24 protein-coding genes are annotated in these 18,627 nt (G+C 44.5%); 7 read left to right on the top strand and 17 right to left on the bottom strand.

Going from position 1 to position 18,627, the window contains the following annotated elements; genetic code table 11:
- Nucleotides 1–441 precede the first annotated feature (441 nt).
- The 5 genes from AC0VXY_RS05130 to AC0VXY_RS05110 form a co-directional block, all read right to left on the bottom strand.
- Nucleotides 442–729: a YesK family protein gene (locus AC0VXY_RS05130; protein WP_435992746.1), complete on the bottom strand. Its 288-nt coding sequence runs from the start codon at nucleotides 727–729 to the stop codon at nucleotides 442–444.
- A gap of 14 nt (nucleotides 730–743) precedes the next feature.
- On the bottom strand, nucleotides 744–908 hold the full coding sequence (locus tag AC0VXY_RS05125; protein ID WP_435992748.1) for a hypothetical protein: 165 nt from the start codon (nucleotides 906–908) through the stop codon (nucleotides 744–746).
- Nucleotides 909–1,169: a SunI/YnzG family protein gene (locus AC0VXY_RS05120; protein ID WP_475527160.1), complete on the bottom strand. Its 261-nt coding sequence runs from the start codon at nucleotides 1,167–1,169 to the stop codon at nucleotides 909–911.
- 64 nt (nucleotides 1,170–1,233) lie between these two features.
- Nucleotides 1,234–1,653 carry an HIT family protein gene (locus tag AC0VXY_RS05115; RefSeq protein ID WP_475527159.1) on the bottom strand — a complete coding sequence of 140 codons (420 nt, stop codon included), beginning with the start codon at nucleotides 1,651–1,653 and terminating at the stop codon, nucleotides 1,234–1,236.
- 28 nt (nucleotides 1,654–1,681) lie between these two features.
- On the bottom strand, nucleotides 1,682–2,011 hold the full coding sequence (locus tag AC0VXY_RS05110) for an HIT domain-containing protein (protein WP_475527158.1): 330 nt from the start codon (nucleotides 2,009–2,011) through the stop codon (nucleotides 1,682–1,684).
- A 244-nt stretch (nucleotides 2,012–2,255) separates the two neighbouring features.
- Between AC0VXY_RS05110 and AC0VXY_RS05105 the strand changes: the two genes are divergently transcribed.
- The 3 genes from AC0VXY_RS05105 to AC0VXY_RS05095 are packed head-to-tail and all read left to right on the top strand — an operon-like array spanning nucleotide 2,256 to nucleotide 6,038.
- A complete protein-coding gene (locus AC0VXY_RS05105) occupies nucleotides 2,256–4,355 on the top strand; it encodes a BglG family transcription antiterminator (protein ID WP_475527157.1) in 2,100 nt (699 codons plus the stop codon).
- A gap of 19 nt (nucleotides 4,356–4,374) precedes the next feature.
- The gene (locus AC0VXY_RS05100) at nucleotides 4,375–4,641 is read left to right on the top strand and encodes a PTS sugar transporter subunit IIB (protein ID WP_060671682.1); all 267 of its coding nucleotides are present in this window, start codon (nucleotides 4,375–4,377) and stop codon (nucleotides 4,639–4,641) included.
- 29 nt (nucleotides 4,642–4,670) lie between these two features.
- Nucleotides 4,671–6,038: a PTS ascorbate transporter subunit IIC gene (locus AC0VXY_RS05095; protein ID WP_475527156.1), complete on the top strand. Its 1,368-nt coding sequence runs from the start codon at nucleotides 4,671–4,673 to the stop codon at nucleotides 6,036–6,038.
- Between the two features lie 113 nt (nucleotides 6,039–6,151).
- On the opposite strand, the gene AC0VXY_RS05090 is transcribed toward AC0VXY_RS05095, so the two are convergent.
- Together AC0VXY_RS05090 and AC0VXY_RS05085 are read right to left on the bottom strand one after the other, a co-directional pair.
- Entirely contained in the window at nucleotides 6,152–7,150 is a 999-nt protein-coding gene (locus AC0VXY_RS05090; RefSeq protein ID WP_475527155.1) for an ABC transporter permease, read from the bottom strand.
- Nucleotides 7,143–8,069 carry an ABC transporter ATP-binding protein gene (locus AC0VXY_RS05085; protein ID WP_475527154.1) on the bottom strand — a complete coding sequence of 309 codons (927 nt, stop codon included), beginning with the start codon at nucleotides 8,067–8,069 and terminating at the stop codon, nucleotides 7,143–7,145. Before AC0VXY_RS05085 ends, AC0VXY_RS05090 begins: the two co-directional genes overlap by 8 nt.
- Before the next feature lie 106 nt (nucleotides 8,070–8,175).
- On the opposite strand from AC0VXY_RS05085, the gene AC0VXY_RS05080 reads away from it, so the two are divergent.
- Nucleotides 8,176–8,946: an SGNH/GDSL hydrolase family protein gene (locus AC0VXY_RS05080; protein WP_475527153.1), complete on the top strand. Its 771-nt coding sequence runs from the start codon at nucleotides 8,176–8,178 to the stop codon at nucleotides 8,944–8,946.
- A gap of 113 nt (nucleotides 8,947–9,059) precedes the next feature.
- Here AC0VXY_RS05080 and AC0VXY_RS05075 read toward each other — a convergent pair whose 3' ends face one another.
- The 7 genes from AC0VXY_RS05075 to AC0VXY_RS05045 form a co-directional block, all read right to left on the bottom strand.
- On the bottom strand, nucleotides 9,060–9,800 hold the full coding sequence (locus AC0VXY_RS05075) for a phosphotransferase family protein (RefSeq protein ID WP_475527152.1): 741 nt from the start codon (nucleotides 9,798–9,800) through the stop codon (nucleotides 9,060–9,062).
- A 91-nt stretch (nucleotides 9,801–9,891) separates the two neighbouring features.
- Nucleotides 9,892–10,143: a hypothetical protein gene (locus AC0VXY_RS05070; protein WP_475527151.1), complete on the bottom strand. Its 252-nt coding sequence runs from the start codon at nucleotides 10,141–10,143 to the stop codon at nucleotides 9,892–9,894.
- 108 nt (nucleotides 10,144–10,251) lie between these two features.
- Complete coding sequence (locus tag AC0VXY_RS05065; protein WP_475527150.1) at nucleotides 10,252–10,506, bottom strand: hypothetical protein; 255 nt, start codon at nucleotides 10,504–10,506, stop codon at nucleotides 10,252–10,254.
- Nucleotides 10,507–10,522: 16 nt separating this feature from the next.
- Nucleotides 10,523–11,314, bottom strand: coding sequence for an AAC(3) family N-acetyltransferase (locus tag AC0VXY_RS05060; protein ID WP_475527149.1), 792 nt, complete (start codon nucleotides 11,312–11,314; stop codon nucleotides 10,523–10,525).
- On the bottom strand, nucleotides 11,311–11,496 hold the full coding sequence (locus tag AC0VXY_RS05055) for a hypothetical protein (protein ID WP_475527148.1): 186 nt from the start codon (nucleotides 11,494–11,496) through the stop codon (nucleotides 11,311–11,313). Before AC0VXY_RS05055 ends, AC0VXY_RS05060 begins: the two co-directional genes overlap by 4 nt.
- A 90-nt stretch (nucleotides 11,497–11,586) precedes the next feature.
- The gene (locus AC0VXY_RS05050; protein WP_475527146.1) at nucleotides 11,587–12,021 is read right to left on the bottom strand and encodes a GyrI-like domain-containing protein; all 435 of its coding nucleotides are present in this window, start codon (nucleotides 12,019–12,021) and stop codon (nucleotides 11,587–11,589) included.
- Between the two features lie 108 nt (nucleotides 12,022–12,129).
- Nucleotides 12,130–13,332: an MFS transporter gene (locus tag AC0VXY_RS05045; protein WP_475527145.1), complete on the bottom strand. Its 1,203-nt coding sequence runs from the start codon at nucleotides 13,330–13,332 to the stop codon at nucleotides 12,130–12,132.
- A 583-nt stretch (nucleotides 13,333–13,915) separates the two neighbouring features.
- On the opposite strand from AC0VXY_RS05045, the gene AC0VXY_RS05040 reads away from it, so the two are divergent.
- Together AC0VXY_RS05040 and AC0VXY_RS05035 are read left to right on the top strand one after the other, a co-directional pair.
- Nucleotides 13,916–14,056: a hypothetical protein gene (locus tag AC0VXY_RS05040; RefSeq protein ID WP_435992792.1), complete on the top strand. Its 141-nt coding sequence runs from the start codon at nucleotides 13,916–13,918 to the stop codon at nucleotides 14,054–14,056.
- Nucleotides 14,057–14,165: 109 nt separating this feature from the next.
- Nucleotides 14,166–14,615, top strand: coding sequence for a hypothetical protein (locus tag AC0VXY_RS05035; RefSeq protein ID WP_475527144.1), 450 nt, complete (start codon nucleotides 14,166–14,168; stop codon nucleotides 14,613–14,615).
- Between the two features lie 65 nt (nucleotides 14,616–14,680).
- On the opposite strand, the gene AC0VXY_RS05030 is transcribed toward AC0VXY_RS05035, so the two are convergent.
- The 3 genes from AC0VXY_RS05030 to AC0VXY_RS05020 form a co-directional block, all read right to left on the bottom strand.
- Nucleotides 14,681–14,893 (bottom strand): hypothetical protein, encoded by a 213-nt coding sequence (locus tag AC0VXY_RS05030; protein WP_475527143.1) that lies wholly within the window; start codon nucleotides 14,891–14,893, stop codon nucleotides 14,681–14,683.
- A 245-nt stretch (nucleotides 14,894–15,138) separates the two neighbouring features.
- Nucleotides 15,139–16,992: a transthyretin-like family protein gene (locus AC0VXY_RS05025; RefSeq protein ID WP_475527142.1), complete on the bottom strand. Its 1,854-nt coding sequence runs from the start codon at nucleotides 16,990–16,992 to the stop codon at nucleotides 15,139–15,141.
- A 407-nt stretch (nucleotides 16,993–17,399) separates the two neighbouring features.
- Nucleotides 17,400–18,053 (bottom strand): hypothetical protein, encoded by a 654-nt coding sequence (locus tag AC0VXY_RS05020; RefSeq protein WP_475527141.1) that lies wholly within the window; start codon nucleotides 18,051–18,053, stop codon nucleotides 17,400–17,402.
- A gap of 374 nt (nucleotides 18,054–18,427) precedes the next feature.
- Between AC0VXY_RS05020 and AC0VXY_RS05015 the strand changes: the two genes are divergently transcribed.
- Nucleotides 18,428–18,619, top strand: coding sequence for a hypothetical protein (locus tag AC0VXY_RS05015; protein ID WP_435992800.1), 192 nt, complete (start codon nucleotides 18,428–18,430; stop codon nucleotides 18,617–18,619).
- Nucleotides 18,620–18,627 lie beyond the last annotated feature (8 nt).

Below are 18,627 nucleotides of genomic sequence, written 5' to 3'. Positions count from 1 at the left end.
GATTTTTGCCCCGGGAGAAGCCAAGGGATGCTTTCTTATCTATATCGGATTCCGTGCGATCTTGTTGAACGATTTTATGAAGCCTTCCCTGAAATTTTTTTGGCCCATATGACGTTTTGAAGAAGTCGCTTCCATTATTCAGGTGGGTGCATTGAATCCACAACTTCTATTTTACTGAGAAACGAAAGAAAACTATATATATTTTCCTAGTATCCCGAACGTTACTTTATGGTAAATTAGGATTACTTTTGGAAAAATTATATAAAAATCCCGCTTCCATAGAGAGAAGCGGGATAGTTTGAAGAGGATGGCTGGATGTGGATGAGATTTTTTCGATAAACGGCTTATATAGTAGAATTGTGGATCATTTCTTCCTTTCTTTTAAAAGCGAGCCGGCAACTGCCGCGATAACATCACCAATCGCCATCAATATCGCAATCATCAACCCACCCTTTCATCAGTTCTTGTCTTTTTCTTAACAAAAGGGCTGATAGCCGTTCCGATCGAAAGTCCAAGAAACGCAGCGATGGCATAGAAACCGATTGCCATCCCATCCCAGCCGCCGACCATGAATATACTGTAAAGAATGGTTCCGAGACAGACAAATCCCAATAGTGCAGACACACTCAATACGATATGATTACGGGTATACCTGGCCATCACCACAATCAGGCAAGCTGAAATGAAAAAAAGCACAATGATTGGAAGCCACCCCTCTAACATTAACATGTTGCCACCCCCTATTAAGTCCCTCTGTTAAACCACCAAAAGAAAAAGAGAATCACGGCCATAATAAACCCAAGTAGGGCAATCACATGTTTTCTTTCCGTTTTTTTCTTACCGGAATTTGCGGCAACGATACCGCCGATCAATGGTAAGGAAATGGCGACCCACATCCACAAACTCATCTAACTTGCTTCCATGAATGAAAGGATCTTGTCTTTCAAGCCATCATTGCTTGTATACAGAATATACGTTTCAGAACGGGTCTTGATGACGACTCGGTCTGTATGCCCATATGGGAATCCGATTCGGATGGCCTTCTTATCCTCACCACCATATGTATCATCCAGCGTTACGTCTTTGATTTCTGAAAGAGGGATATCTATTTGGCTTAACTGCCATTTGATTCGCAAGTTCTCATTGTTCCTCGATACCATTACTTCCATTCTGATCACTCCTATCTATATCAATATCTACGAGATAAGAATACAGAAAGTTTCAAATTTCTTCCTATTTTGAACTTGACGTCTCTTTCTTCCTTTTGTTTTCAGGTTGCTTTAACCAGTAGCGAACCCCTTTTCCAGCCAGCGGTTCGTCATTGTATCTCGGGATCACGTGCAGGTGGCAGTGGAAGATGAACTGATTGGATACCTCCCCGACATTCCATCCAAGGGTATAGCCATCTGGTGAATATGTTTCATCTAAGTATGACTTTGCCTTTTGCAACAGTTCGTATGTATCTTTCCATTCTTTCTCCGTTAACTCGAATGCATTTGCGTGATGACTTTTCGGTACAATCACGCCGGACCCTTCCAGTACATCCTGGTGCTTGTTATGCTGCAGGAAATAGCAGGATTCGTTTTCGAATAGGATGTTTTGGTCTTTGTCCTTTTCCGGTTGGCAGAATGGACAGGTTTTTTGATAGGTCATGAGTATTCTCCTTTCTTACTATCAGTTCTTATCGCAACGCCTTACCAGAGACAATATGCCAGTGCAGATGCTTGGAATCCTGATAGTCTCCCATATTTGTGATGACTTTACACGCACCATGCTCATTTGTAACCATTCGTGCAACCTTTTTAATGACGCTTAATAGTTCAATCAATAATTCGTCATCTTCTTCTTCAAGTGTAAGGAGGGAAGGAATATGTTTTTTTGGAATCGCTACAATATGGACAGGATAAAAGGGCCTTGTGTGATGGTAGGCGAGTACATTTTCTGTTTCAAGCACCTTATTCACTTCGGTTCTGCCGCTTAACACTTCATCACAATAAAAATCATTCGACATGGTTTGACCTCCCGGATACGGTTTCTCTTCCAATTATTTCAAACCTCCCTCCCTTTGACAATCCCAAATTCCCATAAGGATGCCGTTTTGGTTCACTGTTCATTTTTGCAAAAACAGCTCATACAAACTCTACACAGTGAAACCCCTTTCATTACTGGTTAAATGCCTATATACTAGACTCATAAGATGATCATCTACTAAACAAGAATATAAATATGCAAAAATTAATCAGAGGAGGATCCTCATGGTATTGGATAAAAGACGTGCACACTTATTATCCATCATTCAACATTCGCCCGACCCGGTCCCGACGAAGGAACTTGTCGCGAAGATGAACTTGTCTCAGCGGACCATTTATTACGATCTTGATCAGATCAACAACTGGTTGAGGACAGAAGGGTTGGAACCGATTGAAAGTCAGCATGGGAAGGGGTTGTATTTGCCCCCTGATTCGAAATCGAAGTTGATGATTTCGAAGGATCAGAGTTTTGAAGATTGGCAGTATCAGTTATCGAAAGAAGAGCGCGAAGTCCTCATTAAAGCATCCATCCTGTTGGAAGAACAAGATGCCTCGATGCAGCGGTTCATGGATTTGACGAGCATGAGCCGGGGGACGATCGCGAAGGTGATTAAAGACATCAAGCAGGAATTTCACGAAGCAGGTTTGCACTTGTACTATAAAAAAGGATCTGGCTACCGGTTGAAAGGTCCCGAGGAGGCAAAGCGAACGATGCTTTCCACAATCCTCGCCACCATCTTTTCGCACCACGATTGGCAGAATGTCCGGAATGAGGTTCATAGGATGATCCAGCCGGAAGCCGATACGTGGTCACAGGAAACGGAGCAAAGACGCCTCGTGAGGGAAATTCTTTATGAAGCGGAGAAGGAATTGGGATTGACGCTGACAGATGAAATGGTCGAGATTCTGTCCCTGCAGATCCTGATGATCATGAAGCGGATCGAATTACACAAGTACATTTCGGTCCCGGAAGAAGAAAAAGAAGTCCTGAAGCAGACAGAAGCCTACAGGGCAGCCCTTCATATCACCAATAAGCTAGATGTTGCTTTCCCGGATGATGAGGTTTGCTTCATTACGATGAACCTGCTCGGATCCAAGGTCCAACAGGATAACTTCAACCGCTATACGGAACAGGAACTATCCGGGCTCAAGGAAGTCGTTCAACGGATGATCCACGATTTCCAGCTTTACTCCTGTGTTGTATTCGATGACAAACAGGGACTTGAGGAAAACCTTATCTCCCATATTAAGCCGACGTTTTACCGGCTCAAGTACGGGCTCTCGATCGCGAATGACCTGTCCGGCAGTATTCAAACGACGTACCCCGATATCTTTCACCTGACGAAGCGGGTCATGAAACACCTGGAACTGTATGTCGGAAAATCCGTACCGGATGAAGAAGCAGCCTATATCACTCTTCATTTCGGAGGGTGGTTGACGAAAGAGCAGAAGAAGGTCGAAACGAAGTTCAAGGCACTCATCGTGTGTGAAAACGGGATTGGGACTTCGAACATGCTCAGGACACAGCTCGAGAACCTGATCGCCGGGTTGAATGTCATCACGACGCTCTCCATGAGGGACTATCGAACGAACGAGTACGAGGCGGATATTATTTTTTCCACCAATTATATAAAAGAAAAAGACATTCCCGTCATCCATGTGCCCGCCATACTGACGAACTCGGAAAAGGAACGGGTCATGCAGCGGATGAACGAGCTTTTCGACTCGAAGCCGACCGAAAAGAACCGGACCGACCTTCTGATGGACGTGATCAAACGGCACGCAACCATCCATCAGGAAAACGCATTAAAAAGAGAACTGGTCCAGCTTTTAGAACAAACTACTCCCACGATAAAGGAGCTCAGAAAGCCTATGCTTAATGAATTACTGACAGAACAGACGATCCAGCTGAAAGAACGTGTCTCAAGTTGGGAGGAAGCCATCAAGGTGGCGAGTGAGCCCCTTGTCGAACAGCAATCGATCCGACCGGATTATGTGGAAGCGATGATCACGAACGTGAAGGAATTGGGTCCTTATATCGTCATCGCACCAAATATCGCGATCCCCCACGCACGTCCTGAAACAGGTGTCGAACAGCTGGGGATGAGCTTCCTGCGACTCGAGGAACCGGTTTATTTTTCCGAAAAAGAAAAGCATCGTGCCCAGCTCATCATCGTGCTTGCGGCAATCGATAATCAAACACACTTAAAGGCACTCGCACAGCTAACAGAACTATTATCAAATGAAGGCAACGTAGAAAAGTTAATCGCGGCAACCGATCAAGAAACTGTCATCGAATTAATCAATCAAACAGTAGAAGTATAAATTAGAGGAGGAAATGAAAATGAAAAAAGTATTAGTCGTATGTGGAAATGGATTAGGAAGCAGCATGATCGTAGAAATGAACGTAAAGGCAGCACTGAAGGATATGGGGAAAGAAGCAGAAGTTTCCCACACGGATCTGACAACAGCCAAGACGGAACAGGCGGACCTTTTCCTGGGCTCTGAAGATATCGTTGAAAGCCTGGAAGACGGCCGTAAGAATGTCGTAAAGTTAAGAAACCTTATGGATAAGAACGAATTGCGTGCAGCATTGGAACAAAATATCTAGACCACTTTTAAAAAGAAGGAGCGATATAAATGATAGATATCATAATGAAGGATATACTCGGTACACCTGCGATCCTTGTCGGTCTATTCGCCTTAATCGGGCTCCTCATCCAGCGCAAGAATTCAGGGGATGTCGTGTCCGGAACACTGAAAACGGTCATGGGCTTCGTCATCCTCGGGGCGGGTGCGAATGTACTCGTCCAGTCCCTTGGGCAATTCAGCAGCATGTTCAATCACGCTTTCGAAGTCGACGGCGTGATCCCGAACAACGAAGCGATCGTAGCTCTTGCACAGGAAAGCTTTGGAACAGAAACAGCGATGATTATGCTGTTCGGTATGGTTGTCAATATTCTTATTGCACGATTCAGTCCTTTTAAATACATCTTCTTAACCGGACATCATACCATGTTCATGGCCTGCATGATCGCGGTCATCCTGACGACCGGAGGATTTACGGGAGTACCACTGATCGTTCTTGGTTCGATCATCCTTGGAGCGCTGATGGTCTTGTCTCCTGCGATGCTTCAGCCATTCACAAGGAAAGTCACCGGTTCAGACGACTTTGCCGTTGGTCACTTTGGATCAATCGGTTACCTTGTTTCCGCAATGGTCGGAAAAGCAGTCGGGAAAGGAAGCAAATCAACCGAGGAAATCAAAGTTCCGAAATCACTCGGTTTCCTTCGCGACACATCCGTTTCCGTTTCTCTGACAATGGTCATCCTGTTTTTCGTCGTAGCTGGCGCAGCAGGTCCAGCTTTCGTCGAAGGAGAATTAAGCGGCGGACAGAACTTCCTGGTATTCGCCTTTATGCAAGGGATCACTTTCGCCGTTGGTGTGTACATCATTTTAGCAGGGGTGCGCATGCTCCTTGGTGAAATCGTTCCGGCCTTCAAAGGGATCGCGGACAAAGTCGTCCCGAATGCGAAACCCGCCCTTGATTGCCCGGCCATCTTCCCATTCGCAGGGAACGCCGTCATCATCGGATTTCTATTCAGCTTCATCGCCGGACTCGTGAGCATGCTCTTCCTTCCACTACTGGGATTGAAGGTCATCGTTCCGGGACTTGTCCCTCACTTCTTCACAGGGGCAGCAGCCGGAGTATTCGGAAATGCCACCGGCGGACGCCGCGGTGCCGTCATCGGTTCCATGGCGAACGGGGTCATGATCAGCTTCCTGCCGGCCCTACTATTACCGGTATTAAGCTCACTCGGATTTCAGGGAACCACGTTTGGAGATGCAGACTTCGGTTTAGTCGGTATCGTGCTTGGTAACCTTGTGAAATTGATCGAATCCAATATGATGGTATTTGTTTCAATCATTATCCTTCTGGCCGTCCTGTTCTTTATCAGCTATAAGGCTAAAGGGACTGGGGAGAAGGAAGAAACAGAAGTAGCATAAAATGAAAGTAGCCACCCTCTAAGTTTGTGGAGTGTGGCTACTTTTTTGTTTCATCTTCCATTACGATGCAGATGCGGACAGGATTCAGTAATAAACATTATTAAAGGATGCACTTAATACATATCCTTCTGAGTAAAATTCCAAAACGCAACGGCAAGGCAAGCGGCAGTCCATACCGCAAGTACAGTTAATGAAAACGGCAGTGACATCCCTTCGATTGGTGGAGCTTGACCTTCTAAGTAATTGATCAGATCAAAATTCAAGTTTACCAAATACTTTGAGCTCGTCCAGCTTGAACCGATAGAAGATAAGAGAGTCCCTGCAATCAACACAGCCATCATTGCCCCGATACCAGTTGCTGTATTTTTCACAAGTACTGAAATCATCAGGCTTATGGTTGCAACAGTCGCTGTAACGACCCATGCAAGACCCGCTGACATCAGTAAATATTCCCACATCGGAAGGGTATGGATAGATGTCGTCGAAAATTCACCTGATGGAGACACTTGAAAGCCCGTCAGAATAGGTGCCGTCCAGCCATCATATCCGAGGACAATCCCTGAAATCCCATAGCAGACAACGACAGTAGCTGCGATCAGCATCGATGTATAGAGCAAAACGGTCAGCCATTTGGCCATCAGGATCTTCCATCGTTTGATCGGTCGGGATAATAATGTCTTGATGGTCCCATCATTGTATTCCCCACTCACAATATCAGCCATAATGATAATGATGAGTAAAGGCAGGACCAGTGTGAGTCCCTGTGAGAAAAAAATGCGGATAAATGTAGGTGCTCCAGGGTAGTTCGGATTAATATTGTTGTCCAAGTAGTATTGCTTTTGCTTCAAATCCAATTCAAGGAATTGTCTGGCCTCATCCTGGATCCCACTGGATGCAAGCCGGTTTTGCCGATCGACTATCTCCTGCTGAAGATCCACTCGCCAGTCCAGAGTACCCTGCTTTTCAATCTTCTCTTGTATCTCCCGGTATTGTGCATATGTAAACATAGAGACGAGAATGATTAATATGGCAATGACAACCGCAAAGCGTTTTTTGGAAGCCATTTTCATGACTTCATTATGGATCAGACCAATCATATTTGGATTAGACAATATGATCGCCCCCTGTCAAACGAATAAATAAGTCCTCCAATGTCTGGACCTTCCTTTCAATTGTCCATACCTCAATTCCCGCCTTTAGTAAAGATTCATTCAGGATCGACGTTTTGCTTTCATCCATAAGAGTATGGATCGTATGATCATCGTACAGTTCTGCAGCCTGGACATAGGGAGATGCTTTAAAGATATCAAGTGCACGAAAAGCATCATTGACTCTCCAGTCCACACCTGATGACAATGCATCCACTAAATCACTTACCTTGCCTACCTTCACGATTCTCCCACGGCTCATAATCGCCACTCGATTGGCAAGCATCTCAATTTCACTTAATATATGACTGGATACAAGAACGGAAAGACCCGTTTCGTCGACCAGTTTCCTGATAAATGTACGAAGATCCTTTATTCCCATTGGATCCAATCCATTCGTAGGTTCATCCAAAATAAGCACATCGGGCCTGCCTAACAATGCTTGTGCAATTCCGAGCCTCTGACGCATCCCCAGTGAATAGGTCTGTACCTTGTCATCAATTCGTGCAGTCAAATCAACCAGATCAATGACCTCTTGTATTCGTTCACTATCCACCTTAGGCAGCATCCGTGCAAATAGTTGCAGATTTTCCCGACCGCTCAAATACTTATATAACTCTGGATTTTCTACGATAGAACCTAGGCGCTGCATCGCCTGTACAAATTGCTTTCTCACATCAAAGTCACAGATTTTGATGACTCCCGATGTCGGCTTGATCAGACCGACGAGCATCCGAATCGTAGTCGTTTTCCCAGCACCATTGGGACCAAGGAATCCAAATACTTCTCCTGGATATATGTCAAATGATATATTATCAATAATCGTCTTTTTCCCTATTACTTTCGTTACATTTTTCAATTCAACGGTTGGCTTTATGCTCATATCATCACCCTACATCTATTCTAACCAACCTTTTTCCCAATTGCTCTTTTAAACACTCAGCATGACTAAAAGTTGGTACAATCATAATAGAAGGAGAGAATAAAAGATGAAAAAATGGATGTGGCAACTATTTATCACCCTTTCCCTTGCACTGACCGTTCTATTTGGATATGGATTTGCAAGAGCCTATTCGGATATCGCCAACCCTCCCCAAGAGAAGATAGTAGCAGAATCAGAAGAAGCTCCTGCTACTCCTGGAGAAACGTATATTGCACTTGGTGACTCATTGACAAGGGGGGTCGGATCTTCAAAAGGAGAAGGTTTTGTCCCGCTGGTTGGAGCTTCACTTAAAGAAACCAATACGGTGGAGCGCTACCAAAACTTAGGGATACGGGGTGCCAGGATTGAAGATTTACTGGCCCAGTTAGAACAAAAGGATGTCAAGCGATCTCTTAAGGACGCAAAAATCATTTCGATCACGATTGGGGGAAATAACCTTTTTAATTCTGGTGGGATTTTAAACAATTATTCAGAAGCTACCGCCCTTGGCATTCTGAAAACCGAAATTCCTAACCTGGAAAAAACGTTTGAAACCATTCGTAATATAAATAAGGATGCCATTATTCTCTATATGGGACTATATAATCCCTTTAAAGAATTACCTGACGGGGATTCCTTTGATTCTGTCATCCAAAAATGGAATGATTCTGCCCGCACATTAGGCTTGAAATACGACGTTCAAGTGGTGGATACCTTCAATTTGGTAACCGATGCCAAACGCGATCTTTCAAGCGACAACTTCCATCCAAATGATGCTACTTATCAGCAAATAGCTGATAGCCTTTCCCTTGTCATTGAAAAAAACATTATAAAATAATTCCAAAAAAGGTGAATCCATCGTCCATTTGAAGTAAGGACTCAGGATTCACCTTTTCTTTTTGAAAAGCCATGGGGACAGGTACCGTGGCTCTTTCCTGCCTAAGCTCTTTATCAAATCTGATGCACAATTTCCAATAATCGCTTCGGATCTTCGGAAGAGACCCACTCTGACAATCTGGCCGCAGCAATGAGGGGCGCCCATCGAAATATCTCTTCTTTAAACAAACCACTTTTCTCACAATACAGCCGCATATACATATCCGCCAGTTCCTTTGATGCCTGGGAATACAGGAGATAGGTGCGATACACGTCAGCCCGTCTATCCCCTGCACTGGAATCCACCCAGTCGATGATGGTGATGTTATTCTCTGACAGGATTAAATTGAATAAATGAAAATCACCGTGACAGAGCTTTTTTTCAAAGGTCATGGAATCTAGTTTTTTCAGTAAGATGGACTTCATGTGATGATCCAATTCGGGTGCAGATTCTATTTGGCGACGCAGCTTTTCGGACATCGGTTCAATGGAATGAGCTTTGATCTGATGAATGCCTAGTTGAATGTCCACTGACATCGCCATGTAATACTCCGCTCGTTTCATGTTGTCAGTCAGAAGATCCCCTATAGGCCTCCCTTCTATGTGTTCCATGATGATGACCTGTTTTCCATCTATGTGTGTGACATCATAGATTTCAGGTACAGGCAGTCCGCATGAGTGGGCATACTGTTGCTTTTTTGCTTCTTTCATGGACTCACCGACTGGTAAGGAGTCGTTAAAGACTTTATATATTTTATTTTCATAGAGATAGACTTTGGCTGTGTTTCCGATTGCAGTTGGGGTGTCCAGGTTCATTGTTTGTTCTCCTTTTTTCTGAATTTCTTTATTTCTATAAAACAAAAGAACTTCTTTGCCCAAGAAGTTCTTGACGTTAAGAATGTATTCCCTAAGGCTTATTCCAAAAAAACGTCGTCACCACGAACGGCAAAAGCAGACCGACTACTAATATGAGGCCATTTCCAAACAGTCCAATCTTTCTTTGGATTGTTTTTTCCCCGAATAAGCCTGCCACAAAACCTACGACTGCCATAATGACCGCAGGCAGTAAGAATGTGTCTTTACCTAACAGGGCTAAAAAATAGAATACTAGACCGATGAGAAAGATAATGAATGACCCCGTACTGAATACTTTTTTCAATTGTAACCCTCCTCTTCACTAACCTACATATGATAAATGGTATAAAAACATTCTTCATCGAGCCAAGTCATTATATATTTTCTGATTATTGGGTCCTCAACACGATATTTAATAAAAAATGAATGAACAAACCAACCCCGACACCGCTGCCACCAGTCCGTTCAATCCAATTGCAGTCAAGCTCATGCCACCCCATCCGCCAACGGCAAGACTCATGAACCAGCATGCGGCTGATAAAATAGCCAGTGCGAAGAAAAGCTTCACATTAAAATAAGACGGAATCCCACCATACTTCTGCAAAGCCTGTAAAACACATGCAACCACTGCCCCTATGACGATCAACGATAACACGTCAATTGACATGATGTCTGCCTCCCCGTCATTTTCTGTTCTTATCCATCCAGCTTACAGCGTAGTCCACCATTTCTCTCATCGGCATGAAGTAGCTCCTCGCTTCCCCGACCAAACCCTCTTTCACATACCCTGTTTCTCTATAAAAATCATCAAACAGCTTGTCAAAATCATCGGATTCATTGTTGATATCGCAATACGTCGTCCAGACTTCATTGTCCCCTTTTTTCACTTTCACATCCCATATCTTTTCTTTCACAAAGGTGTTGTCTTGCCTATATTCTGCGAGATGTAAAGAAGTATTTGAATTCGTCGGGGCACCAAGGAGAAGAATAGTGCCACCCAGCTCATACATCCTTCCTAATGGGGATTGTTCATTCATGGAAAAGTCGAGACCATGTTCCTGCGTGATGCGGGCAGCGTCTTTCCCCCAGGCAGCGAATGATGTGTGGGGGTGTGGACTCCGTTTCACCCCATCCTGCTTTCTGAATGTCTCCGAAATGAAGCCCATATAAGAGGTCGGGGTTAAATCGGGATGAAAGGCCGGCATGTTTTCCCGGATGAGTTCCAGCTCTTCATCGGTATATCCGCTTCCATATTCCGTCGGATCGCACAGATGCTCGGTTTGGGTGGGCATAACGATGTTTCCTTCTATACCGACAGCTTCTTCCAGTGCCAGGATGACGGAAACCGGACCACCTATGACTCTGCCGATTGACCTTAAGGATGAGTGGACGATGACGGTCATTCCTTTTGTAACTCCTATTCTTTTTAAATCTTTTACAATATGTTCTTTGGTGACGAGTCTTCCTTTTTTCATGGCATTTTCACCCTTTTTCTTGGTTTCACCTGATTCGTCCCCATGAAATAACTGCCGACGCCAAGCATCATCCCACCACCGACACTTAATAACACACCTAGGCTTGCGATATAAGTAGATAAATAGACACCCGACATAAAGAGTAGTAACCCTGTTATGAATAAAAATGTACCAGTTTTCATGTTTGGTTCCTCCGATCGTTTTTCTTGGTGGTTTGAAGATGGGGTTTCACCATACTCTTTAAAGTTCAGCTATCTGGAAAACACATTAGATCAAGCACCTTGAATCGGCAGATAAACCACCACTTCCTCCCCGCCATCCTCCATTGGATGATATGTCTCCACAATATATGCTTCCGTTTTCCGTTGATATCCTTGATCATTCATCCACTTCACTAAATCTTTATGTAGATTCCCGATATCGTGTCCTTTTCCTATCGCATATTCTTCGTCCAATTCGATATACATCATCCCTTCAGGAACGCTGTTGAGGGGTTCGTTCACTATCACCCCAACATAATAAATTCCTTCAACATGATCACTATCCTTTTTCGGCTCATAAACGGCGACTTCGGGACCCGTTACAACTTGGAGTTCATCTATCCTTTCCATGAATTGCTTTGCAAGCCTTGGCACTTCCGTACTAAAATCGGCAAAATCGCCTTTTCCTTTTAACCCTACGACTCGAATTTTTTTTCCTTTTTTCAACAGTCACTTCCATCTCCCCTTGTGTTCTACTAGTCAAATTTTAACACATTTTTCCTTTTTTATGATATGAAAAAAGCTCCCCACTTAAAAAAGTGAGAAGCGTTTCTCTTACATCCGTCCCTTCATTTTCACCCTCTGACCAACCAGATACCCACCCGTCAGCACAAAGAAAATCACCAGCAGCCAGGCGAATCCGTCAGTGAATCCTGTCCGTTCAATGGCATAGCCGAACAGCGGGAAGCTGATCATGATGACAAAGCTCTCCATCAACCCGATCAGGGAAAGGAAAGTCGACCGTATATTGCTTTTCAAAAAGCTCTGCACGAAAGAGCTGAAAATCGGTTCGAACAAACTCAACAGCTGGGCAAGGATCAGAAACGATAGCAGGATCGCCCAGTCCGTTGCAAAGATAAACAGGACGAAGAACACAAGAAAAAGTCCCAATCCATAATAGAGGATGTTAAAGAACTTGAACCTCTCCTCCACCTTGTAGGCAATCTTCGCCATGACAACTCCGAGAAGTCCTTCGATGGTAAACACCGCTCCCACGACGATGGACGAATAGCCCAGTTCCACGAAGTATTCCTGCCCGTAAAATACCATGATCACCATGACCGCACTCGCCAGGATAAAAAGCACAACCGGTGCGTGAATGACCCGATTATTTCTCCAAACATTGACCCCCAGCCGGAATTGATGGACCCACTGATTGTACCAGCGTCCGCTGATCTCTTCGGTCTTCTCCCTCTCCGGTTCTTTCATGAACAACAAGGGAATGACCGCCAAGACGTGGGTGACGATGGTGGACCCGTACACCCACTCCCAGCTCACTTCCGCCATGAAACCACCTAGGAATTTCGCCAGGCTAAGGGATAACAGGGAAATCGCCGTCATGCTTCCGATCACCCGGGTATAATCCTTTTCCCGTTTGTCATTCTTCAATGTATCGAAGGCAAATGCCTGCTCCGCTCCGGAATGAAGGGTGACCATGAGCCCCATGGACAGAAACGCCAGGGTGAACATGGAGAAGTTACCGCCGAGGAGCATGAACAATCCGTACAGGAGACTGAACAGATTCCCAATCACTAAGCTGACCTTCCTCCCGTACAAATCGGCAATCATCCCTGTCGGAACCTCGAATAACACGATTGCCAAATGGAGCAGCGCCTCAAGGACCCCGATTTCGCCCAATGTCATCCCTTTGTCACCAAGATAGATGACCCATAACGCCCGGTCGAAAAACAGCTGCGCAAAAAAGAGATAAAAGTATAGTAAATAGATATTGTTTTTTGTTTTTAATATTTTCATCATTTTATTTCGTCCTCTCATAAAAGCGCAGGCGGCTCGCCCAAAGGCGACAAGCATAAGATGAACAGGGCGGAAAGGCGTTTTTTTCCTTTTTGACCTGTTTAGCTTATGACCTCGAGCCTTTAGCCGCCGGAGCTGGATAAAAAAAGCGCAGGCGGGTTTCAGCTGCTGATATTCCTATGATATTCTGCTGCTAAAAATCCCCTGAAATTCAGCAGCTGAATGGTACGTCGCAAACCTCAAGCCACTAGCCGCCGCGGCTGAATAAAATCAAAAAAAGCCACAGGAAATCATTCCCCATGGCTCTCGCTATTCCAGGAAATCATACACTCGTTCACACTATAAAAAATCAGCTAAAAAAGGACAGACGTGTCCCGAGGACGGCTGAAATTCCAATAATAGACATCATTAATAGTCGGTATTTTTTGATGTCTACAGTGAACGTATGCATGATATTCCCCCCTTTAGTATGTAAGATTCTTTTTTATTATATCTCTCTTCCTTTTTTTGGACAAGAGGAGAATTTATATCCCCTGGGACCAAGGCCCATACTAAGAGCCTAAACAAATTTGGAGGTGATTCGTATATGAAAAAGCCTGATCAGAATGAGATGAAATCAATGACAACAGGGACGGACCCACAGCAGGTGAAAAAGCAAATTCAAAAAGATGTCGCCGCAGGGCAAGGGGCCATGACTTCAAGGGAAGCAGGATCCATGCGTGATTAGTGATGAAAAGGGGCGAGCTCACCGTCCCCTTTTTCTTCCAAAAAGGAAATGATTCAAGGTAGAATGTCCGATTCAGATGTTTTATAATTATGGGAAGGAGGTGAGAAAAATGGAGAAGCAGATACTTGAAATACTGTTGGATTTACGTGGCGAGATGAAAGAAGTGCGCAGTGATATGAAGGAATTTCGAAGTGAGCTGAAGACGACTCAAGCTGATGTTCGCAGCATCCAGTCCGATCTGAAAGAGACCCAAGCGGATGTGAGCGGTATTCGTTCCGATCTGAATCAGACCCAAGCGGACGTGAGCGGCATCCGTTCTGATCTTAAATCTACCCAAGCGGACGTGAGCGGTATCCGTTCTGATCTTAAATCTACCCAAGCGGACGTGAAAAACATCAAAGCAACCGTCGACCGGATTGAAGCTGCACAAACCGATGATGTACTTGCTTTATTAAAAGTGACGAAGCAATCCATAGATTCCGAATTTCGCTTTGTGAATGCGAAAACGACAGACATCGATAAACGGGTATTCAACCTTGAGAATCGGGTGGAACGGTAACATATTAGAGCATGAATTCCCTCTCATTCACCCAGCCCCACACATTTTTTCTTCGTCTTCCGTTTCTACTTGGCTTTCCCCTGAACGTTATCCGATCCATGATGATCTTTTTTCCACTTATAAGGTTTATCTGCCCAATGAAACAACAACATAAATAAAAAAATGCAGAAGCAGACACTGATATTTTCTATCCACCTGATTTCTTCGTTTTTGATGAATTGGTAGAGGATCTTAATAACGAAATAGATTAGGGGGAATCGGATGCTTTTTTTAAACATGAAGAGACTCCTTTTAGCGTGATACATTATGGAATTTGTTTCCATTTTATCGCTTATAGAAAATCGTGAACACTAGTAAAAACAAAGCCACAGAGAATCCATCCTCTGTGGCTTTGACTATCTGTCTTTTACACTTGAAACTTCCGGACCATACCATTTAATTCCTGAGCAAAAGTTTTGCCAATTGTTCCGAGCTTCCTGCCACTTCTTCCATCGAGAATCATCCCGCTGCTTATAATCGAATTTTAACAACCTGTTATAAATGACTGAGGACTTCCAGGTGCCGTAAACGGAACGAGTGTCTGGAAAGTGGTCGTCGTATTATCAGTCGCAAAGATTTCAAAGGTGATGTCACCCGTGACATTGTTGAGGTTGGCTCTGATTTGCGCATCGAATGTTCGGGAAGGACCGTTGTTAACCCGCCCATTGATCAACCCTTCTACAATGGCAACGGTAAAATTATCTTCACAGGCAATCATTGTTCTTCGACCTTGGGTGAATTGGAAGTTATCCCCGTTATTTGCATTGAAGAGGAAATTGAAGTTATCCACTGCAGGATTACAAGGACCCACCCTAGAAGCCCCACATTCGTTTATGGTGACATTCAATGTACCCGTATAATCCATGACGATTCCGAATCGGGTCACTCTTATTTGGGCACCAGGCTGCGCTCCACCTTGAGTATCCAGCTTGAATTTACAAGAACATTCCGGTGGCACAGGACAGTTCACATTTACACTGAATGGCCCTGCACTGATGGGGATCCCCCCGACGGTTGCTCGTGCTCTTACCGTAATGGTTTCAACCGTCCCATCAACGGCCATGATCGTTGCAGTGTATCGTCCATCCGCTCCGGTAATCGCAGGATTTGGATCAATGAATACGTTGGTATGGGATTGAACGATGTCGAAGAATACCGGCACATTCGGAATCGGTGTCATCACGTCACAGACCACTCTTCCCAAGAGGGTACCGGAACATCCGATAGTTGGAGGTACGATTAGATTCATGGCTGGATTTGGACAGTCGACACATCCTGCACGCAGAAAGTTGGTATTAGATACAAAGATGCCATTCACCGTTGCGCTGGCAGTATATGAAACACCTTCGGTTATGGGCGTCGGGAACGGCACGGTGGCCACACTTGAATATTCACCGTTGAAATTAGTCGTGACGACAGATGGCTGGAACATAAGAAGTGGACTGCTTAAGGTCACTTGTACGCCTGGAACCGGTGCACCATCACATAGTACACGTCCCGTAATAACGGCTCTACAACTTATTGGACCAGGGTTATCTAATTGAATGATCGGGTTTTGACACGGTGGACAGCTGACTTCAACCGTATTGGTATCGGAAACTGAAATTCCATTTACCTCAGCTCTTGCAGTATAAGATGTCACCTGATCGGATGTACCTGGTGGGACACTGACGGGGCTTGAGAATTCACCATTGGCATTCGTGATGACCGTCGGCGATCCAAAGACGAGTAGCGGACTGCTCAACCTTACCTGAACCCCCGCCACCGGTCTTCCATCACACAGAAGACGTCCTGTAACGAGTCCATCACAAATGATCGGCTCAAGGTCATCCAGTGAAATGACAGGGTTTTGACACGGCAGACACTCTACTGTAACAGGCTGGGTCTCAGACGTCACCGGATTTCCACCGACAGTCGTTGATGCCGTCACCGTTATCGTTGCGTCAATCCCAAGGAACGGTACCAAAGTGGCCGTATAGGTTCCGTCTGCCTTCGTAATAGCCGGGTTCGGAGTGATCACCACCTTCGTGGAATCGTTCCCGATCGTAAACAACACGGCTGCATTCGGTACTGGTTGCCCATCACATATCAGTCGTCCTGAAATTTGCGTCCCCGGACACCCGATCGTCCCTTCTACAGGGTTAAGCGTTAGAACAGGATTTGTACATTCGACACACCCCACCCTTACAAAAATCGAATCACTGACCGTTTCCTCTGAGACAGTGGCTGTCGCAGTAATCCGGACATCAGGAGTAATTGGTGTTCCTCGGGGGACTGTCACCGTGGTGGTAAACACCCCCTGCCTGTCCGTCACCGGAGTCGGATCACTAAAGACCAATTCAGGAAAGGTAGACGTTAAAGTAACTTGTACCCCTCCCACAGGCACGTGATCACATAATACTCTTCCACTAATGGTTGCCTCACAACTGATGAGAACCAGTTCTTCCAATTGGATGACAGGATTAACACAAACCTCTGGCGGGAATAAACCCGGACATCCCTTTGGGGGGAGCTGGATTCGACATGAAAGACTGTTCTTTTGTTCCTTCTTTTTCACAATACAATACCTACTTCCTTATAACTTGTCAGAATAGTGTATGCTCACTAACATAGAAAGTTCGCGTATTATAGGAAGTTGAAGGAAAATTATGGGTTTCACCTAATTAAAAAGAGAATAAACCATGGATGAGATTGAAAGGAAATTTTTTGAATGGTGAAGCTGCTACAATAGAAGGTGTAGTTTCCTTATAAAACCCGTTCCCTCTCCCCATCCGTAATCTTGAAGTGGACGTTCATGAAACCTCCCCCATCCACGTGATAGGGGACATCTGATACGTCGAGTACCTCTTTGAACTCTACCGTTTTTTCATGATCGGCTTCGACCGTGATTCTATAAGGACCACCCTCATTCATCAAGGAGGTCCTACGGTGATCCTCGTTCGGAATGTATGAATCCAGGAATTCGATTTCAAATGTCACCGGAGCACCACTATGGTTGGTGATTAGCAGCCGACATTCCCCCTTTAATTCGTCCTCACTGACCCGCTCGAAATCACACGTCCCCGTCCCATCGTACGAAAGAGCAGCAATTCCTTCGGCAACCGTATCCTGGTAAACGGCCACAATTCCAAGAGGCAATAAGGTATAGGCGAATAACACGATGATCACTGTTCGAACATGGTATTTTGACATTCCCTTTACAAGTAAAATCATCGCAAAGATAAATAGGAAAGAACCAACGATGGCGAGTAGATTGTATCCGTCCTGGTCGATGATCGGAAAGGACATAAATGTTGCCCGCTCGAACATGGTCCGGTTATTGGGATACGGGAAATAGAGAGACATACAGATAATGAGGATCACGCCAGAGGCAATGAGGTATTTTTTATTTTTTATCATGGTTTTCAACTTCCTTTTATAAAAAATCTGTTTATGACACTACCAATTATTTCAAATAAAAGAATTTTATACAATCCTTTCAAACACAATTTCACCTCATCATGCGAGTTTCAGATTTATCGGGCGTGAATGGGAATAATCGTGCGGGATTATCAATATTCATGCCAACTTATCGAATTACCTATATTTCACCCATCCTCTATACATCTTTTATTAAAATATTAATATCTCGACAGGGTTTCGATAGCTATCCCGATTTTAACCGGTGATTTCCCCATCCCATAACCCTATAAATAGAAAATGTATCCAGCAGTTTTATAGTATGATAGTCATGTATTAAATTAATGGTATTAACTAACAAAAGGAGTTGGGCTATGATGAGTGACGGAACAAAAGTCATTGAAGACGGCGGAGGTCAAGGTGGCGTCACCTGGAAAGAAGCTTCCCGGAGTACTTCGGGGAGCTATACAATTGTCTTATATGTAAGTGCAAATGATGGAAGTCAGTGGAAAAAAGTCACTTATGACAAAAGTGGAAAAATCGTGAAAGTGGTCTACGGTAACTAATAGTAAAA

Source organism: Rossellomorea sp. QJM3NY_18, from assembly GCF_056173145.1.
This window is presented reverse-complemented; position numbering and strand designations above follow the sequence as displayed.

Coding starts and splice junctions, on each gene's coding strand:
- AC0VXY_RS05035 (WP_475527144.1), top strand. CDS start 14,166: ATGGAGAAGCAGATACTTGAAATACTGTTGGATTTACGTGGCGAGATG.
- AC0VXY_RS05085 (WP_475527154.1), bottom strand. CDS start 8,069: ATGAGCATAAAGCCAACCGTTGAATTGAAAAATGTAACGAAAGTAATA.
- AC0VXY_RS05130 (WP_435992746.1), bottom strand. CDS start 729: ATGTTAATGTTAGAGGGGTGGCTTCCAATCATTGTGCTTTTTTTCATT.
- AC0VXY_RS05030 (WP_475527143.1), bottom strand. CDS start 14,893: ATGTTTAAAAAAAGCATCCGATTCCCCCTAATCTATTTCGTTATTAAG.
- AC0VXY_RS05045 (WP_475527145.1), bottom strand. CDS start 13,332: ATGATGAAAATATTAAAAACAAAAAACAATATCTATTTACTATACTTT.
- AC0VXY_RS05120 (WP_475527160.1), bottom strand. CDS start 1,169: ATGGAAGTAATGGTATCGAGGAACAATGAGAACTTGCGAATCAAATGG.
- AC0VXY_RS05055 (WP_475527148.1), bottom strand. CDS start 11,496: ATGAAAACTGGTACATTTTTATTCATAACAGGGTTACTACTCTTTATG.
- AC0VXY_RS05065 (WP_475527150.1), bottom strand. CDS start 10,506: ATGTCAATTGACGTGTTATCGTTGATCGTCATAGGGGCAGTGGTTGCA.
- AC0VXY_RS05095 (WP_475527156.1), top strand. CDS start 4,671: ATGATAGATATCATAATGAAGGATATACTCGGTACACCTGCGATCCTT.
- AC0VXY_RS05020 (WP_475527141.1), bottom strand. CDS start 18,053: ATGATAAAAAATAAAAAATACCTCATTGCCTCTGGCGTGATCCTCATT.
- AC0VXY_RS05100 (WP_060671682.1), top strand. CDS start 4,375: ATGAAAAAAGTATTAGTCGTATGTGGAAATGGATTAGGAAGCAGCATG.
- AC0VXY_RS05075 (WP_475527152.1), bottom strand. CDS start 9,800: ATGAACCTGGACACCCCAACTGCAATCGGAAACACAGCCAAAGTCTAT.
- AC0VXY_RS05080 (WP_475527153.1), top strand. CDS start 8,176: ATGAAAAAATGGATGTGGCAACTATTTATCACCCTTTCCCTTGCACTG.
- AC0VXY_RS05105 (WP_475527157.1), top strand. CDS start 2,256: ATGGTATTGGATAAAAGACGTGCACACTTATTATCCATCATTCAACAT.
- AC0VXY_RS05115 (WP_475527159.1), bottom strand. CDS start 1,653: ATGACCTATCAAAAAACCTGTCCATTCTGCCAACCGGAAAAGGACAAA.
- AC0VXY_RS05110 (WP_475527158.1), bottom strand. CDS start 2,011: ATGTCGAATGATTTTTATTGTGATGAAGTGTTAAGCGGCAGAACCGAA.
- AC0VXY_RS05040 (WP_435992792.1), top strand. CDS start 13,916: ATGAAAAAGCCTGATCAGAATGAGATGAAATCAATGACAACAGGGACG.
- AC0VXY_RS05015 (WP_435992800.1), top strand. CDS start 18,428: ATGATGAGTGACGGAACAAAAGTCATTGAAGACGGCGGAGGTCAAGGT.
- AC0VXY_RS05060 (WP_475527149.1), bottom strand. CDS start 11,314: ATGAAAAAAGGAAGACTCGTCACCAAAGAACATATTGTAAAAGATTTA.
- AC0VXY_RS05125 (WP_435992748.1), bottom strand. CDS start 908: ATGAGTTTGTGGATGTGGGTCGCCATTTCCTTACCATTGATCGGCGGT.